Below are 17,864 nucleotides of genomic sequence, written 5' to 3'. Positions count from 1 at the left end.
CGCGTTAAACGGTTCCGTCTCGTGTCTGTGCCGGCTTCGTCCCAGCCGAATACCTACGCCGCACGATCGACCGCCCGGGATCGACGCCCCGTTCGGTCCGTCGTGCAAATCCATCACCGGCTGAACGCCCGACCGACGAAAGCTTCATGACATCCGATCGCGACGCTCCCGCGCCAGACCGATTGGCTGCCCTGTTGCAGACCGAGCTGCTCGACTCGCCGCCCGAGCCCGGCTTCGATCGCGTCACCCGTCTGACGACGCGGCTGCTGCAGGCGCCCGCCGCGATCATCGCGCTGGTCGACCGCGACCGGCAGTTCTTCAAAAGCTCTATGGGGCTGTGCGAACCCTGGGCCTCGCTGCGCGAAACGCCGCTCAGCCATTCGTTCTGCCAGCACGTCGTGACGTCGGCACAGCCGCTGGTCGTCAGCGATGCCAACCAGCATCCGCTGGTGAAGGACAATCTCGCGGTGCCCGCGCTCGGGGTGATCGCCTATCTCGGCGTCCCCTTGAAGCTGCCGAGCGGCGAGGTGATCGGTGCGCTCTGCGCCATCGACCACGAGCCGCGGCCGTGGAGCGAGGACGACGTGGCCCAGCTCACCGAACTCAGCGAGATCGTCATGGACGAGATCGCACTCCGCACTGAAAATGCGCGGCGACGCACGATCGAGCATCATCAGCGTGTGCTGGTCCATGAGCTCAATCACCGGGTCAAGAACACGCTGGCGCTTGTCGACAGCGTGATCGCACTCAGCATCCGCGCGGACTCCGCCCTGACGGAGTTCGGCGAGGTGCTGCGCGGCCGCATCGCCGCCCTCACCCGCAGCCACGCGCTGGCGCTGGACCGCGGCCGCGAGGCGATCGCTCTCAATGAGCTGGTCTGCGCCGAGCTGGCGCCGCTGCAATCCGATCGCGTGGTGGTCGATGGCCCGGCGGTGCAGCTGGCGCCGGGCATCGCGCTGTATCTGTCGATGGGGCTGCACGAGCTGGTCACCAACGCCGTGAAATACGGCGCGCTGTCGAACGATGCGGGCCGGGTGGCGCTGAGCTGGCGCCATGCCGACGGCCGCCTTGCTCTCTCCTGGGAGGAGGGCGACGGACCCCCAGTCAGCCCGCCGGCCCGCAACGGCTTCGGCTCGCTGCTGTTCGAGCGCATACTCGGCGCGGCGCTGAACGGCCAGGTGACGCGCGACTTCGCCGCTGATGGCCTCAAGGTGCGATTCGATCTGCCGCTGACGCCTTAGAGGCGACTCAGCCGCGCTGGCCGCGGCGGCGCGTCAGGGTGATGTCGGCCAGGATCGACATCGCGATCTCCTCCGGCGTGATGGCACCGAGATCGAGCCCGGCCGGCGCCTTCACCCGGTCGAGCTGCGCGGCGTCGATGCCGTCCTCGATCAGCTTCCCGCGCAGGCTGTCCATCTTGCGGCGGCTGCCCACGAACGCGTGATAAACCGCATCGCAGCCGAGCGCGGCGCGCAGCGCCGCCTCGTCGCCCTTGCCTTGGGTCGACACCACGACGAAGCGGCTGCCCGTCGCCCGTTCGTTCAACGTGAAGCCGTCGATCAGGACATCCGCCTGCGGCGTGGTGACGAGATCGGCGGCCGGCGCGGCAAGGGTGACGTGGTAGCCGAGCGGGCGCGCCTGCGCGGCCAGTGCGATCGCCACGGGACTGGCGCCAAGAATGACCAGCGAGGGATGCGGCAGCACCGGCTCGACGAAGATGTCCATCGTGCCCTTGCTGGGGCACATGTTGGACGCAAAACGGACCCCCTCTTTGGTCTCACCCGGCTTGACGCCGAGCTCGGCGAGCAGGTTGTCCGGCTGCACCGAGACCATGCGCGGCACACCGTCGGCGAGCGCCTCGCGCGCTGCCTTCAGCACCGCGCCGCGGGCACAGCCGCCGCCGATCCAGCCCGCGACGATGGTGCCGTCCGGACGGATGATCGCCTTGGCGCCGGCTTTGGCAGCGGTCACCGACACCGTGCGGACGACGGTGGCGAGCACGAAGCTTTCCTCGTTCGCTTTCAGCTGTGCGGCGAGATCGAGGAGTTCAGGAGAGATGCTCACGTGATCCTCCTTGTTAGTTGGAGGCAGACTGCAGCGACGCGGAAGGTGTGTTCCCTCCCCCCTTGTGGGGGAGTGCCAGGGAGGGGGGCGGCTGGCGCCGGTGCCCGTGGTACCCCCTCCCCCACAAGGGGGAGGGAGCGCACTGGCGATGCCGCGGCAGCGTGGCTCAAACTGTGCGTAGTCCGCTTCATCCGCATCCTCACAACCTCGCCAGATACGGCTCCAGCGCCGCGAGCGAGCTCAGCGTGTGCGCCGGCGCGTAGAGATCGACATGCGGCAGCGCGGCCTTGATGCCGCGCGCCTCGGGCGCGTAACCGTCCCAGCCGAGCATCGGATTGAGCCAGACGATGCGGCGGCAGCGTCGTCGAAGCTGCGCCATCTCGCGGCCGAGCAGCGCGGGATCGCCGGTGTCGTAACCGTCGGAAACGATCATCACGCAGGTCCGCGAATGAATCACGCGCGCGGCGTGCCAGCGATTGAAGGTAGCCAGGCTCTCGCCGATCTTCGTGCCGCCCCCGGCCCCTTGCGCCATCATCGAGAGCCGGTCGAGCGCGCGCGCCGCATCTCGCTCCTTCATGGCATCCGAGACGTAGGCGAGCCGGGTGTGAAACAGGAAGGCCTCGGCTTCACGAAAGGAATCGAGCACGCCGTGGATGAAGCGCAGGAACACGGCCGTGTAGGCGCTCATCGATCCGGAGGCATCGAGCAGTACCACCAGCCTCAGCGGCTTCACCTTGCGACGACGATGCACCAGCGCGATCGGCACGCCGCCATGGCTGATGTTGCGATGGATGGTGCGGCGGAGGTCGAGCCGCTCGCCGTTGCGGCGCAGCTGGTCACGCCGCGTCAGCCGCGTGCGCATCGCCTTGGCGAGCCGTGCCGCGGCCTCATGCGCCAGCGCGACCTGGTCGGGATCGGCGAGCTTGCGGAAATCGGTGTCGCTGATGGTCTCCACGCGCGAGGCGCCCTCACGCACACCTTCGCCGGTCGCGCGTGGCGCGTCTTCAGAAGGCACCTGATCCATCGCGCCTTGCGGACCACGCTCGCCCGCGCCTGCGTCCTGCAGGCTCTTCAGCGATGGACTATTTGCCGCCTGCGGTGATCCCGACGCGAGCACCCGCGAGCGCACACGCTTGCCGAGCCAGAATGCGTCGAACAGACCATCGAAACGATCCCACTCGCTCTTGCGCGCCGCGAACAGATGCTTGAACGCGGAGCGCAGCGAGCCCGGCCTGTCGGCATAGCCGGCGGCCATCACCGCTGCCGCGTCCTGCCCCTCCGGCATTCCGACCGCAAACCCGTTGTCGCGCAGCGTCCGCAGGAAGGCGCCGAGCCGGCCGGCGACCAGCCGCGCGACTGCGTCCAGGTCCTCATGGTCAGGCGTGGCGCCGCAGCAGCTCATGCGACCTTCCCCAGCAAGCGCGCGGAAACCTCGCGGGAGACGCGGGAGCGATCCTCGTGCGTCTTCAGCAGGCAGATCAGCGTGTCGTGGACGACCTCCGGCTGGTCCTTGAGATCGCGGACATCGAGACCGACCAGCGCCGCGGCCCAGTCGAGCGTCTCCGCGACACCCGGCACCTTGCGTAGTTCTTCCTTGCGCAGACCCTCGACCAAGCGCGCGATCTGCAACGCAAGCTGTGCGGAGGCGCCGTCGATCCGCGCCAGGATGATGCGGGCCTCGCGGTCGACATCGGGATAGTCGACATAGTGATACAGGCAGCGGCGGCGCAGCGCGTCCGACAGCTCGCGGGTGCCGTTGGAGGTCAGCACGACATGCGGAATGCTGATCGCCTTGATGGTGCCGAGCTCGGGGATCGAAACCTGGAAGTCGGACAGCAGCTCCAGCAGAAACGCCTCGAATTCGTCATCGGCCCGGTCGATCTCGTCAACCAGCAGCACCGGCGGCGTGGCGCGGCGGATGGCTGCGAGCAGCGGCCGCTCAAGCAGATATTTCTCGGAGAAGATCTGGTCCTCGATTCCCTCGGCGTGACCGCGATGCGCCTCGATCGCCAAGAGCTGGCGCTGATAGTTCCACTCGTACAGCGCGGCGCTCTGATCGAGACCCTCATAGCACTGCAGCCGGATGAGCTCGGTGCCTTCAACGGCGGCCAGCGCCTTCGCCACCTCGGTCTTGCCGACGCCGGCCTCGCCCTCCAGCAGCAGCGGCCGCTTCAGCAGCTGCATCAGCGCAATCGCCGTCGCCAGCTCGCCATCGGCGATGTAGCCAAAGGCGGCGAGAGATTGCGCGATGTCGTCGCGGGTTCTCATGTTGAGTTCGACTGCCTCGCCATCGGAGGTGAGCTCCCCTCCCCCTTGCGGGGAGGGGTCGGGGGTGGGGTCTCCAGGCAGACTGCCCGTGGGGGCCCCCCTCCCTAGCCCTCCCCCACAAGGGGGGAGGGAACGCACCGCATGTGCGGCGGACGCTTGTGGGCTGCGATTAGGCCGCAACCACACCTAAATTCTTCGCCGCCTGCCAGTTGCGCCAGAAGTCGTGGGGCATCTGGATGTGGGTGGCGCCGAGGAACGAGAACGCGTCATTGACCGCATTCGAGAACGCCGGCACGCCGCCGACATTCGGGCTTTCGCCGACGCCCTTGGCGCCGATCGGGTGGTGCGGCGACGGGGTTACCGTGTAGTCGGTCTCCCAATGCGGCGTCTCCACCGCGGTCGGCATGAAGAAATCCATGAACGAGCCGGTGACGACGTTACCCTCGGAGTCGTAACGGATCTCCTGGCCCATTGCGATGGCGAAGGCTTCGGTCAGGCCGCCATGGACCTGGCCCTCGATGATCATCGGGTTGATGCGGGTGCCGCAATCGTCGAGTGCGTAGAAGCGCCGAACCTTGTACACGCCCGTATCCACATCGATGTCCATCACGCAGAGATAGGCGCCGAACGGATAGGTCATGTTGGGCGGATCGTAGTAGCTGACAGCCTCCAGCCCCGGCTCCATGCCCGGCGGCACCGAGTTGTACGCCGCCCAGCAGATGTCCTTCATCGACATCGCCTTCTCGGGCAGGCCCTTGACCCGGAAGCCGTCGATGTCCCATTCGAGATCGTCCTCGTGGACCTCGAGCTTGTAGGCCGCGATCATCTGCGCCTTGGCCTTGATCTTGCGCGCCGCCATCGCGATGGCGGCGCCGGCGACCGGCGTCGAGCGCGAGCCATAGGTGCCCAAGCCGTAAGGCGCGGTGTCGGTGTTGCCCTCCTCGACCATAATATTATCGGCGGGAATGCCGATCTCGCTGGCGATGATCTGCGCCCAGGTGGTCTCATGGCCCTGGCCCTGGCTCTTGGTGCCCATCCGCGCGATGCCGGCCCCGGTCGGATGCAGGCGGATCTCGCAGGAATCGAACATCGCGATCCCCAGGATGTCGCAGTTCTTCGACGGGCCGGCACCGACGATCTCGGTGAAGAAGCCGATGCCGATGCCCATGATCTCCCGGGTCTCACCACGCTTGAACGCAGCGCGCTTCTCGGCCTGCTCCTTGCGGAGACCGGCGTAGTCGACGCTCTCCATCATCTTGCGCATGGCGGTGTGGTAGTCGCCGGAATCATATTCCCAGCCGAGCGCCGAGTGATAGGGAAACTGCTCCGGCTTGATGAAGTTCTTCAGGCGCAATTCAGCAGGATCCATGCCGAGCTTCTGCGCGAGGATGTCCATCGCGCGCTCGATGCAATAGGCCGCCTCGGTGACGCGGAACGAGCAGCGATAGGCGACGCCGCCCGGCGCCTTGTTGGTGTAGACGCCGTCGACCGCGAGATGCGCGACCGGGAAATCGTAGGAGCCTGTGACGATGTTGAAGAAGCCGGCCGGCCATTTCGACGGATCGGCGCAGGCGTCGAAGCCGCCGTGATCGGCGAGCACGTGGACGCGCAGGCCGGTGACCTTGCCGTCCTTGGTCGCCGCGATTTCGGTGGTCATGTGATAGTCGCGCGCGAACGCGGTGGCGGTGAGGTTCTCGATGCGGTCCTCGACCCATTTCACCGGCTTGCCGGTGACGATCGACGCCACCGCCGCGCAGATATAGCCAGGGTAGGCGCCGACCTTGTTGCCGAAGCCGCCGCCGATATCCGGCGCGATGACATGGATCTTCTGCTCAGGGAGCTTCGCGATCAACGACACCACGGTGCGGATGACATGCGGCGCCTGGAACGTGCCCCAGATCGTCAGCTCGCCCTTGACCTTGTCGAACGAGCACACGCACTGGCAGGTTTCCAGCGGCGACGGATGGGTGCGGTGATAGGAGATCATCTCCTTGATCGTCACATCCGCCTTCTTGAACGCCGCGTCGGTGAGATCCTTGTCGCCAACGGTCCATTCGAAGATGTGGTTGTGATGCTTGCGCGGGCCGTGCGCGCCCGAGGTCTTGCCGGCGAGGTCCTCGCGCAGCACGGGTGCATCCGGGTCCATCGCCTTGAACGGATCGACCAGCACCGGCAGCGGCTCGTAGTCGACGACCACCTTGGAGACGCCGTCGTCGGCGGCATAGCGGTCGGTCGCGACCACGAAGGCGACCTCCTGGTTCTGGAACAGCACCTTGCCGTCGGCGAGCACCATCTGCACGTCGCCGGCGAGGGTCGGCATCCAGGCGAGGTTGACGGTCTTCAGCGTCTCGGCGGTGATGACCGCGAGCACGCCGGGCACTTTCAGCGCCTCCTCGGTGTGGATCGCCTTCACGCGGGCATGGGCATGCGGCGAGCGCACGAAGTCGCCGTGCAGCATGCCCGGCAGCTTGACGTCGTCGACGTAGTTGCCCTTGCCCTGGGTAAAGCGGATGTCCTCGACGCGCTTGCGCCGGCAGCCCATGCCTTCGAGCGCGGCTTCGCGTTGTTCCCGCGTGGGAGTCAGGTCGTTCATTCCGCGGCCTCCTGGAATTCCACGCCGTTGATCTTGGCGGCGGCGTATTGGATCGCCTTGACGATGTTCTGATAGCCGGTGCAGCGACAGATGTTGCCGGAGATGCCGGCGCGGATCTCCGCCTCCGTCGGCGACGGATTCTCCTTCAGCAGCCGGTGCGCGCGAACAATCATGCCGGGCGTGCAAAAGCCGCATTGCAGGCCATGCATCATGCGGAAGCCTTCCTGCAGCGGCGACAGGGTGCCGTCCGCATTGGCCATGCCTTCGATCGTGGTGATCTCGGCGCCATTGGCCTGCACGGCGAGCATGGTGCAGCTCTTCACGCTCATGCCGTCGATGTCGATCGTGCAGGCGCCGCAATGGCTGGTCTCGCAGCCGATATGGGTGCCGGTGAGCTGCGCCTGCTCGCGCAGGAAGTGGACCAGAAGCGTGCGCGGCTCGGCGAGACCTTCGACCTCGCTGCCGTTCACTTTCATCGTGATGTGGGTTTTGGGCATTCGGTGCTCCCTGGAAAATTCTGTCAACTTTGGGCCGAGCTATCAGCCTCCCGAGCGGTGCGCTCCCCTCCCCCTTGCGGGAAGGGGGCGGGGGTGGGGGTCCACGGCAGCAGTCTCGCTTGGGGCTCCCCCCCTCCCCGCCCCTCCCCCACAAGGGGGGAGGGAGAGGAGAGAGCGTGCCGTGGGGCGAGGTGGGCTCCGCATTGTGGCCGGCGGCTACGGCGATGCTGCTACTTCGCCCGGCTCGCCGCGCGCTGCAGCGCGCGCATCACCATGATGCCGCCGACATGGATGCGATACTCGGCCGGACCACGCGCATCGGACGCCGGCTGCATGATCGCCCGCGCCGCGTTCGCGGCGGCCTTCAGCGCGGCGTCGTCGAGCGTGGTGCCGATCACGGCATTCGCCGCATCACTCGCCAGCAGCGGCGTCTCATGCAGGTTGGTCAGCGAGATCACGCAGCTCGCCACCTTGCCGGCAGCCATCGTCAGCACGACACCTGCTGCCGCGGTCGCATAATCGCCGACCTTGCGCTTCAGCTTCTCATAGGCGTAGCCGTGCCCGGCGGGCGGGACCGGAATGCTCACCCCCGTCAGGATCTCGCCGGGCTCGAGCGCGGTGAAATACGCGCCCTGATAAAACTCCCGCGCCGGCACCTCGCGCGCGCCGTTCGGGCCTTCGAGCCGATAGGTCGCGTCCAGCGCCAGCATCAGCGCCGGCATGTCGTTGCCGGGATCGCCGTTGGCGACGTTGCCGCCGATCGTGCCGCGGTAACGCACCTGCGGATCGGCGATCAGCAACGCGGTCTCATGCAGGATCGGCAACGCCTCACCAATGTCGTTCGAGGCCAGCAACTCGGCCTGCGTCGTCATGGCACCGATCGCGATGCGGTCGCCCTCGCGGCAGATGCCCTTGAGGCCGGCGATGCCGTGAAGATCGATCAGGTGCGCAGGCGTCGCCAGCCGCAGCTTCATCATCGGCAGCAGGCTGTGGCCGCCGGCGAGCGGACGGGCCTCGTCGCCGAGATCGGCGAGCAGCTTGATCGCGTCGCCGACACTCGCGGGGCGGTGATAGTCGAACGGACCTGGGATCATGGCGTTCCCTCCTGGACTTGCTTGCCTTGACGGCTTGGCTTCGCGCGGATGCTGCGGGCGTTCGTGCTGCAAGAGCGAAGGACGCCCCCCGGCGCATCGCGTCGTTGGTGACAGGTTCGATCCGGATCTGCGGTTCGCGCAACGAAGGCGGCACGGAGAGCGATGAATTCGCACGAGTTGCGGATCAGCGCGCACGAATTGCGACAGCCAAGGCGACCTAATCAGGCGCGCCGCGAGGCCGATCCGATCGGCAGGGCCCCACACTCGCTGAACCAACCTTGAGTTCAGCTTCCTCCTCGCCGTCATGGCCGGGCTCGTCCCGGGCATGACGGAGTCACTCATTTGCAGGATCGCTGGTCGCGACGGCCCTGCATCTCCATATGCGATAGCCCCGGATCGAACGCGTGCGACGCACAACCAACTGCGCAAGTCATTTTGCTGGCGCGAACAGCTCACGCCGGCCGACGCAACCCGAGCCGCGCCTTGACCTCGGCGACCTTGGCGCGGCTCACCGGCACGCGCGGCTTCGACGGGCCGTCGAGCTCGATGATCGCGCCCTCGCCCTCCTTGCCGACGAAGGTCACGTGCTCGATCGCGACGATGTGACTGCGGTGGACGCGGATGAAGCGGCCGGGATCGAGCTGCGCCTCGGCCTCGGAGATCGACCACGGGCACATCCGCTCGCGGGTTCCGTCGTGCACCCTGGTGTAATGCGCATCGGCACGGACGCTGCGGACATCCCCGGCGTCGATGAAATGGGTGCCGTTGGCGCCTTCGAGCGGAAGCCGGGCTGCGGCGATGCGCGGCGGCTGGCCGATGCCGCCGAGCGGCGCGGCCTTGATGCGCGCGGGCGAGACGCTTTCGAGCGCGTCGGGAGGGGCGGCCGCCACGGGTTGCGGCACGATCGGCTCCGGCGCGAGGTCCGGGGCGGCGACGGGCCGCACCAAGAAAGCCGGCTCCGCCGCACGGCGCGGGTCGGGCACGAGCGACAGCAGGAACCCTGCGGCCACGACGAAGCACAGCACGGCCACGACGATCGCCAGCACCTGGGGCGACGCGGCCAATCCTGCGGCCTGATGATGATGGCCTTCGCCGGCCGGTACGACATGCATGCCCAGCATCGCCGTGTAATGCATGCCGGAGACAGCGATACCGAACGCCAGCGCGCTGATGGCGAGCCGCAGGCCGTCCTGCCGCGCCAGGAAGATGCGCAGGCCGCCATAGGCGGCGACGATCGCGATCGCGACCGACAGCGCCACCAGCAGCGGATCATGCGTCAGCCCGAAGTGGCCGGCGAGGCCGTGCATGCCGACATAATGCATGCTGGCGATGCCGGCGCCGAGCAGCAGCGCCGAGGGCACGACGCGCTGCGGCGAAGCATCGCCGATGCTGACGAAGAACAGGGAGACGCCGACGACCAGCGCGCAGATCAGGAAGGAGATGACGGTCGGCAACACCAGATAGACGGCATCGGCAGGCAGCGGCGCGGCCATCATGCCCACGAAATGCATGGTCCAGATACCGACCGCGAGAATGCCCGCGGCCCCGGACAGCAGCACGCGCGGACTAGCCCCCGGCCCGCTGCGAATGCGCGCGGTGAGACTGAATCCGGTATAGCCACCCAGGCTCGCGATCACGACCGAGAGCGCGACGAGATAAGGATCGTATCCTTCGATCATCCTTGCCGGCCGCCCGTCGCCACGGGCCAGCCTCCTCCCGGAGGAGGTTTTACAGGGGGCGAGCGGGGGATGACAACACAAGGCGGGGAGCGCGAGAGGGCGTGATGTCGCTGGGTTGCGAGCGGGTGTGGGCGCCACCTCCCGGTCCTCGGCGAAGTTGGGATTCGAGCTCCCGCCGCAACGGCAGTGCGCTCCCCTCCCCCTTGCGGGGAGGGGTCGGGGGTGGGGGTCCACGCATTCCGCTCACATTGATGAGCCTCGACTGCGGGAAAGTATCTTGGCGGGGGTGCGTCTCCTCATGGACTTCAGCGCCCGGAGACCCCCACCCCCAACCCCTCCCCGCAAGGGGGAGGGGAGCAGGCTGCCGTCGCGGCGAGACCTTGGCTTCCAATACTGAAGCATGTGCGGCCGGCTTAACCGGCTACACATCGTCAGCCTCAGATGATCCCCGCCGCGACCTGGCTGCGCAGTCGCTCCAGGCTGAGCAGAGTCTCCGCGCAGGCCGTCGCCACCTCGACGCCCTTGGTTGCAAAATGCTTCCTGAAGAACTCGAAATGCGCCTGCGTCTCGTGGAATTGCTGTGGCGTCAGCACGGCGGAGAACACCGGCACCTCGGTGCGCAGCTGCACGTCCATCAACGCCTTGATGACGGTGTCGGCGACGAACTCGTGGCGGTAGATGCCGCCGTCGACGACGAGGCCGGCCGCGACGATCGCGGTATAGCGCCGCGTCTTGGCGAGCAGCTGTGCATGCAGCGGGATCTCGAACGAGCCGGGCACCTCGAAGATGTCGACCCGGTCGCGCGGAATGTGGCGTGCCTCGATCTCGTCCAGAAACGCAATCCGGCATTCCGCGACGACGTCGCGATGCCAGGCCGACTGGACGAAGGCGACGCGCTGCGGCTTGGCGAAGCGCGGATGCGACGGCGCCGGGGGCGAGTCGTCAGGCGGGGATGCAGCCGGCGTGTCCGCCGGCGGCACGGCTTCAGTGGCGATATCGGTGGTGGTGTCGATGGTGTCTTGCAGCATCTGATTCATGGTTGTCCTCAATAGAGACCAGAATCAGGGCACACGGAACGACGACGCCCCCGCGCTGAGTGCGCAGGGTGCCGGGACCCGTTCTCTTTCATCCGGACTGTGACCGTCGGCTTCGGAGTCGCACCGAATCTGCTGACCCTTCCCTTGCCGACGCGATCAAAGAGAACGGAATTCTCCAGATCAGGTCTGCCAGAGAAGGCGCTCGCGGGCTCGCGCTCTCGACCGAGACCGCTTACCGCCGGTGGGGAATTTCGCCCCGCCCTGAGAACATGAGCCGCCCGGCTGGACGGCCCGAACGGACTATGCAGGGGCTCCGCCGCTGCGGCAAGGCCTGACGCGCGGCGGCTATGAGGGGCCGCCATGCGGCCGCAGACGTCATTCCCGCGGCCAAATCGGCCCGAACGGGCGGTTTGCGGCGAATCCGATTCCGTTTTGTTCTCAAACGGCCTGATTCCACAGGCTGGACAGGAGTTGTGGACGAAGCGGTGTTTGGCTGTGGACGGACTCACCCCCCCGTTGCGCAGATTCCGCAAATCACATCAGTTTGTCCTCGCACGCCCGGGGTACCTCCGGGACTGCAAGCCGGGTCTCGAAGCGCCGAGAGGGTGCGGGCCGGGTCGCCGCGTAAGTACCAACGAGATCAAGAAGACGAGGTCGAGACGGCATGTCCCTGCTCGAAAGCACTATCGATTCCGGAGATCATCCCTTGAGCGTGGTGGAGAACATCGCGTCCGACAACAATTGGATGTTCGAGCGCTCCGGCGAGGACGAGATCACGATCGCTTCCAAGGGGCAGTGGACCGACTATCAGCTCTCCTTCACGTGGATGGGCGAGATCGAGGCACTGCATCTGGCCTGCGCCTTCGACATGAAGATTCCAGAGGCGCGCCGCGCCGAGGTGCAGCGGCTGATCGCGGCGATCAACGAGCAGCTCTGGCTCGGCCATTTCGACATCTGGACCCACACCGGCATGGTCATGCACCGCCAGGCCCTGGTGCTGCCCGGCGGCATCACCGCCTCCGGCCCGCAATGCGAGAGCATGCTCGCCGGCGCCATCCACGCCTGCGAGCGCTATTTCCCCGCGTTCCAGTTCGTGGTCTGGGCCGGCAAGTCGACCCAGGACGCCATGGCGGCGGCGCTGTTCGACACGGCGGGCGAGGCGTAGGGCCCCCCGCCTCTCGTCATGCGCGGGCTTGACCCGCGCAACCATCTCCCTTCTAACAGCCGCTTCTCTTTGTCGATGGATGGCCGGGGCAAGCCCGGCCATGACAAGCGGTGGCTTGATGACCAGATCCGAACTCCAGAACACCACCGGCACCATCGTGCTGGCCGGCGCCGGCAAGATGGGCGGCGCGATGCTGACCGGCTGGCTGGCCGGCGGGCTCGATCCGGCGCGGGTGGTGGTGATCGAGCCGATGCCGTCGGCGGAGATCACCGCGCTGGCGGCCCGCGGCGTCCGCCTCAATCCGGCTGATGCCGCTCCGGCCGAGGTCGTCATCCTTGCCGTCAAGCCGCAGATGTTCCGCGAGGCCGGCCCGGCGCTGAAGCGGTGGGTCGACGACGGCACGCTGGTGCTGTCGATCATGGCCGGCACCACGATCGCCAGCCTGCAGGACGTGGTGGGCGGCGCGGTCGTGCGCGCGATGCCGAACACGCCGGCCGCGATCGGCCGCGGCATCACCGTCGCGGTGCCCGCCGCCAATGTCAGCGCCGCGCAGCGCACGCTGACCGATGCGCTGTTGCGCGCCACCGGCGCGGTCGAATGGGTCGATGACGAGGCCCTGATGGATGCGGTGACCGCCGTGTCTGGCTCCGGCCCCGCTTACGTCTTCCTGCTCGCCGAGGAGCTCGCACGCGCCGGCATCGCCGCCGGCCTGCCCGAGGCGCTGGCGACCAAGCTCGCCCGCCACACGGTGTCCGGCGCCGGCGAGCTGCTGCGCCTGTCGGAGCAGCCGTCCGCGATTTTGCGCCAGAACGTCACCTCGCCCGGCGGCACCACCGCGGCGGCATTGTCGGTGCTGATGGGGACGGACGGCTTCCAGCCGCTGCTGGAGCGTGCCGTGGCGGCCGCGACGGCCCGCTCGAAGGAATTGGCGAAGTAGCTCTCACACCCTCCGCCGTCATTGCCGGGCTTGACCCGGCAATCCATCCGCTTCGCAAGACCGGCTGATGAGAAGATGGATGCGCGGGTCAAGCCCGCGCATGACAAGCTTGTTTGACGCAAGACTGGTCGTTGCGCGCAGTAAGCAACCTCGTCCGCCGCCTGTCCCCTCCAGTAAGGTAAGTTACGGCACCGCGAAGCGCTTCTTGAACTGCTCGACATTGATCAGGCCACGGCCGTGACGGCCGTCGCCGATCTTCACCTCGCCATGAAACGCCTCGACCTTGAAGCGGATGACGCGGCGCTCGACCTCGATAACCTCGGCGACCGTGCGAATGGTCGCGCCGACCGGCGATGCCGCGAGATGGCGGACATTGACCTCGGTGCCGACCGTGACCCAGCCCGGCGGCAGCGCCGGGTTGATGGCGTCTCCCGACGTCATCTCCATCTCCAGGATCATCATCGGCGTCGCATAGACCATCGGCATATGAGGCACGAAATGCCCGACGGTGCGCTCCGGCGGCACCACGAGCAGACGCTCGGCGCGCATCCCCGGCTTGATGATGTCACGTGCGTCCATGGTGGCTCCGAGTTCAGTCGTCGTCCCGGACAAGCTGCGACGCGCGACAGCGCGGCGCAGCGCCGATCCGGGACCCATACGCCGCGGCGGTCGTAACGGGCAAAAAGCCAACGACCAGCCTGCCTCAAACCGCTTCCAGGGGGTATGGTCCCGGCTTTCGCCGGGACGACAGCGGTGGTGATCGAAACAGATGCTATTGGCTTCGCTTCGGCGTAACGGCGATCAACTACTTCTTCTGCTCGGCCAGGCGCTCAACGAAGGTCTTGCCGCCCTTCATCTTGTGCGCCAGCGGCGCCTCGTTGATCTGGATGACGACGGCCTCGGGATCGACGCCGAGATGCGTCACCAGCGCCTTGCTGATGTCGCGCATCATGTTGGTCTTCTGCTCGTCGGTGCGGCCGGCGGCCATGTTGATGGTGATCTCGGGCATTAGTTGCTCCTGCTATTTTCAGTCGTACTCACGACTTGTGGGTGGAATTCGTCATCGCGAGGAGCGAAGCGACGAAGCGATCCAGGGCTGCTCCGAAAGATCGTTCTGCTTGGCCCTGGATTGCTTCGCTTCGCTCGCAATGACGTACCAAAATCGACGGCGCCGTTTGATGGATGCGCGGGTCAAGCCTGCGCATGACGACCTTCCTCTACCCCCAGCTCACGTCGTGGCGCGCGAGCACCTCGCGGACGGCGGCGACCAGTTCGTCCTCCTTGGCGGAGACCTGAGCCGGGCGGCTCTCGCGCCATTCTTGGTTGGAGGCGATCGCGGCGGCGGCTTTGGCGCCCTCGATCAAATCCTTGATCTGCACCTCGCCGCGCGCCTTCTCGTCCGAACCCTGGATGATGACGCAGGGCGCGTTGCGGCGGTCGGCATATTTGAGCTGGTTGCCCATGTTTTTCGGGTTGCCGAGATAGAGCTCGGCGCGGATGCCGTGGTTGCGCAGGGTCGAGACCATCTTCTGATAGTCGGCGACACGGTCGCGATCGAACACGGTGACGACCACCGGCCCGAAGGCCGGCCGCGTGTCGAGCTTGCCGAGCAAGGTCAGCGCCGCCTGCAGCCGCGACACGCCGATCGAGAAGCCGGTCGCCGGCACCGGCTCGCCGCGGAAGCGCGAGACCAGGCCGTCGTAACGGCCGCCGCCGCCGACCGAGCCGAACACCACCGGCTGGCCCTTCTCGTTCGGGATCGCGGCCAGCAACTGCGCTTCGAACACCGGGCCCGTGTAGTATTCGAGGCCGCGTACGACCGACGGATCGACCATGATCTGGCTGTGATAGCCGGCGGCATCGACCAGGCGGGCGATCTCGACGAGTTCGTTGAGGCCATCGACCGCGAGCTTCGAGTCGGCGAAGGTTTCGCGCAGCATGTCGACGATGCGGCGCGCCACGTCGTACTCGCTCTCCTTGCGATCGGCATCGCCGGCGAGCCGCTGCGCGACGTCCTTGTCGCCGGCATAAGCGAGCGTCGGCGGCGCCACCCGCGCGCGCGCATTGACGAAGGTCTCGATCTTCTTGATCTGCACCTCATCGAGACCGGCGCCCTTGGTGAAGTCGCCGCTCTCATCCTTGCGGCCGGCGCCGAGCAGTTCGCGCACGCCACGTTCGCCGAGACGGTCGAGCTTGTCGATCGCGCGCAGCACGGTCAGCCTGCGGCCGATGTTCTCGTCGCCGCCGAGCCCGATCGACTCCATGACGCCGTCGAGCACCTTGCGGTTGTTGACCTTGATCGCGTAGTCGCCGCGGGCAATGCCGAGCGCCTCCAGCGTATCCGCCGCCATCATGCACATCTCGGCATCCGCTGCCGGCGACGCGGAGCCGACAGTGTCGGCGTCGAACTGCATGAACTGGCGGAAGCGGCCGGGGCCGGGCTTCTCGTTGCGGAACACGTAGCCGGAGCGGTAGCTGCGATACGGCAGCACCAGGCCATCGGTGCCGTAGCGCTCGCCGACATAGCGCGCCAGCGGCGCGGTGAGGTCATAGCGCAGCGAGATCCACTGCTCGTCATCGTCCTGGAACGAGAACACGCCCTCGTTCGGCCGGTCCTGGTCGGGCAGGAATTTTCCCAGCGCATCGGTGTATTCGAACGCCGGCGTCTCCACCGGCTCGAAGCCGTAGCGCTCGTAGACGGCGCGGATCTTCTCGACCATCTCGCGCGTGGCGGCGATCGCCGCCGGGCCGCGATCCTCCAGCCCGCGCGGCAGCCGCGCCTTGAGCTTCTGGGGTTTCTTGGGTTTGTCGGACATCGGACTCGACCGTGGGGTGGGCAAAGCGGAGCGGGCCCACCATGGCTGAAAACGCCGCAGCGGTAGGCACGGACTGCTATCGCGGTCCTCTGCCCACCCTACGGGATGGAATGCGTTGCTGGCTTTGGTAGCAGCCGGGGCGCAGGGTCACAACCCGGGGAAGCTGCACGATTTCAGGCTCGTCATGGCCGGGCTTGACCCGGCCATCCACGACTTTTCATGCCGCCGCGACGTGGATGCCCGGGACAAGCCCGGGCATGACGGCGAATGGAGCAGCGCCCTGCCCCTACTTCACATCCCGGATCCAATTGTGCGGATCCGGGCTGCGGCCGTACTGGATGTCGACCAGCTGCTTGCGCAGGCCCATGGCGACCGGGCCGGCGTCGCCGCCGTTGATCAACACGTCGCCGCTCGTCGAGCGCACCTTGCCGATCGGCGAGATCACCGCGGCGGTGCCGCAGGCGAACGCCTCCCTCAGCTTGCCGCTCGCGGCATCCGCGCGCCACTGGTCGATCGAGTATGCCTCCTCGCGCACCTCGCGGCCGGCATCGCGAGCGAGCTTGATGATGGAGTCGCGGGTGATGCCGGGCAGGATGGTGCCGAGCGGCGGCGTCGACAGCGAGCCGTCGGCGAACACGAAGAACACGTTCATGCCGCCGAGCTCTTCGACATAGCGGCGCTCGATCGCATCGAGAAACACGACCTGGTCGCAGCCCTGCGCGATCGCCTCGGCCTGCGCCTTGAGGCTGGCGGCGTAATTGCCGCCGCACTTCACGCCGCCGGTGCCGCCGACCGCGGCGCGGGTGTAGTTCTCCGAGACCCAGATCGAGACCGGCGCCGGGCCGCCCTTGAAATACGAGCCGACCGGCGAGGCGATGACGGCGAAGATATACTCCGCCGACGGCTTGACGCCGAGGAACACCTCGTTGGCGATCATGAACGGGCGCAGATACAGGCTGCCTTCGCCGCCCGGAATCCAGGCGCGGTCGATGCGGACGAGTTGCTCGACCGCTTCGATGAAGACGCTCTCGGGCAGCTGCGCCATGGCCATGCGCTCGGCCGAGTTCCAGAAGCGTTTGGCGTTGGCGTCGGGGCGGAACAGGTTCACGCCGCCATCGTCGCGCTTGTAGGCCTTCAGCCCCTCGAAGATCTCCTGCGCGTAGTGCAGGACGGCGGCCGCTGGATCGAGCGGAAAATTGGCGCGGGATTCGACGCGCGCGCTATGCCAGCCCTTGTCCTGGCTGTACTGGACCACGGCCATGTGATCGGTGAACACCCGGCCAAAGCCCGGGTTGGCGAGCTTGGCGGCGCGCTCCTGGTCGGAGGTCGGGCTCGTCGTCGGCTTGATGTCGAATGTCAATGTCATGTCCTTGCTTCCCCCGCTCTGGTCGCCATTCGCGAGTTCTGGCGCCGACCCGTCCGTTCGGGCCAGTCGGCTTTTTGAATTTCGGACTTGCCGCGGCCGGCCATTGAGCCGGTCGCCGGGCAAAGCGTGCCACCACAGGACATGCTTTTGCGCCCGGCGGAAGTCCAGTATGGTTTGCCGAAATGCCGCTCGACATCACACGGTTGTTCGCACTGTCGCCCAGGGTTGCCCGTCCGGGTTGCTTTCGGCCCGTCCAGACACGTCTTGAGACGATCGCCCGCCGATGAAACGATCTAAAATTTCGTAGCGGACGATTGTTTTGTAACATTGAACCGCAGAAACGTCAAT

15 protein-coding genes and 1 riboswitch are annotated in these 17,864 nt (G+C 67.0%); of the genes, 3 read left to right on the top strand and 12 right to left on the bottom strand.

Features of this window, described 5'->3' with window-relative positions:
* Positions 1-146 precede the first annotated feature (146 nt).
* On the top strand, positions 147-1,241 hold the full coding sequence (locus HL666_RS10675) for an HWE histidine kinase domain-containing protein (protein ID WP_172132312.1): 1,095 nt from the start codon (positions 147-149) through the stop codon (positions 1,239-1,241).
* 7 nt (positions 1,242-1,248) lie between these two features.
* On the opposite strand, the gene HL666_RS10670 is transcribed toward HL666_RS10675, so the two are convergent.
* The 8 genes from HL666_RS10670 to HL666_RS10635 all read right to left on the bottom strand — a co-directional run bounded on the left by HL666_RS10670 (position 1,249) and on the right by HL666_RS10635 (position 11,232).
* Positions 1,249-2,064, bottom strand: a complete 816-nt coding sequence (locus HL666_RS10670; protein WP_172112414.1) for an XdhC family protein — start codon at positions 2,062-2,064, stop codon at positions 1,249-1,251.
* 199 nt (positions 2,065-2,263) lie between these two features.
* Positions 2,264-3,466: a vWA domain-containing protein gene (locus tag HL666_RS10665; RefSeq protein ID WP_172132311.1), complete on the bottom strand. Its 1,203-nt coding sequence runs from the start codon at positions 3,464-3,466 to the stop codon at positions 2,264-2,266.
* Positions 3,463-4,332, bottom strand: a complete 870-nt coding sequence (locus HL666_RS10660; protein ID WP_172181329.1) for an AAA family ATPase — start codon at positions 4,330-4,332, stop codon at positions 3,463-3,465. The genes HL666_RS10665 and HL666_RS10660 overlap by 4 nt, the downstream gene beginning before the upstream one ends.
* 169 nt (positions 4,333-4,501) lie before the next feature.
* On the bottom strand, positions 4,502-6,925 hold the full coding sequence (locus HL666_RS10655) for an aerobic carbon-monoxide dehydrogenase large subunit (RefSeq protein ID WP_172181327.1): 2,424 nt from the start codon (positions 6,923-6,925) through the stop codon (positions 4,502-4,504).
* Positions 6,922-7,422, bottom strand: coding sequence for a (2Fe-2S)-binding protein (locus HL666_RS10650; protein ID WP_172112418.1), 501 nt, complete (start codon positions 7,420-7,422; stop codon positions 6,922-6,924). Before HL666_RS10650 ends, HL666_RS10655 begins: the two co-directional genes overlap by 4 nt.
* A 230-nt stretch (positions 7,423-7,652) precedes the next feature.
* Positions 7,653-8,516, bottom strand: a complete 864-nt coding sequence (locus tag HL666_RS10645) for an FAD binding domain-containing protein (protein WP_172112419.1) — start codon at positions 8,514-8,516, stop codon at positions 7,653-7,655.
* A gap of 452 nt (positions 8,517-8,968) precedes the next feature.
* Positions 8,969-10,195, bottom strand: coding sequence for an MHYT domain-containing protein (locus HL666_RS10640; protein ID WP_172181325.1), 1,227 nt, complete (start codon positions 10,193-10,195; stop codon positions 8,969-8,971).
* A gap of 437 nt (positions 10,196-10,632) precedes the next feature.
* Positions 10,633-11,232 (bottom strand): 6,7-dimethyl-8-ribityllumazine synthase, encoded by a 600-nt coding sequence (locus tag HL666_RS10635; protein ID WP_172181323.1) that lies wholly within the window; start codon positions 11,230-11,232, stop codon positions 10,633-10,635.
* A gap of 76 nt (positions 11,233-11,308) precedes the next feature.
* Positions 11,309-11,505: riboswitch (FMN riboswitch) on the bottom strand.
* 391 nt (positions 11,506-11,896) lie between these two features.
* Between HL666_RS10635 and HL666_RS10630 the strand changes: the two genes are divergently transcribed.
* Both HL666_RS10630 and proC read left to right on the top strand, forming a co-directional pair.
* Positions 11,897-12,397: a type III secretion system chaperone family protein gene (locus HL666_RS10630; RefSeq protein ID WP_172112422.1), complete on the top strand. Its 501-nt coding sequence runs from the start codon at positions 11,897-11,899 to the stop codon at positions 12,395-12,397.
* Between the two features lie 118 nt (positions 12,398-12,515).
* Entirely contained in the window at positions 12,516-13,334 is an 819-nt protein-coding gene (proC, locus tag HL666_RS10625; RefSeq protein ID WP_172181321.1) for a pyrroline-5-carboxylate reductase, read from the top strand.
* 183 nt (positions 13,335-13,517) lie between these two features.
* On the opposite strand, the gene HL666_RS10620 is transcribed toward proC, so the two are convergent.
* The 4 genes from HL666_RS10620 to HL666_RS10605 form a co-directional block, all read right to left on the bottom strand.
* Entirely contained in the window at positions 13,518-13,913 is a 396-nt protein-coding gene (locus HL666_RS10620) for a thioesterase family protein (RefSeq protein WP_172112424.1), read from the bottom strand.
* A gap of 226 nt (positions 13,914-14,139) precedes the next feature.
* Positions 14,140-14,343, bottom strand: coding sequence for a tautomerase family protein (locus HL666_RS10615; protein WP_172181319.1), 204 nt, complete (start codon positions 14,341-14,343; stop codon positions 14,140-14,142).
* 208 nt (positions 14,344-14,551) lie between these two features.
* Positions 14,552-16,054, bottom strand: a complete 1,503-nt coding sequence (hisS, locus tag HL666_RS10610) for a histidine--tRNA ligase (protein ID WP_376698588.1) — start codon at positions 16,052-16,054, stop codon at positions 14,552-14,554.
* 382 nt (positions 16,055-16,436) lie between these two features.
* A complete protein-coding gene (locus HL666_RS10605; RefSeq protein WP_172112426.1) occupies positions 16,437-17,516 on the bottom strand; it encodes a branched-chain amino acid aminotransferase in 1,080 nt (359 codons plus the stop codon).
* Between the last annotated feature and the right edge of the window lie 348 nt (positions 17,517-17,864).

This window comes from Bradyrhizobium aeschynomenes (genome assembly GCF_013178945.1).
In the GTDB taxonomy this organism is placed as follows: Bacteria; Pseudomonadota; Alphaproteobacteria; order Rhizobiales; family Xanthobacteraceae; genus Bradyrhizobium; species Bradyrhizobium aeschynomenes.
The sequence above is the reverse complement of the archived record's forward strand: the minus strand, read 5'-3'. Positions and strand labels throughout refer to the sequence as shown.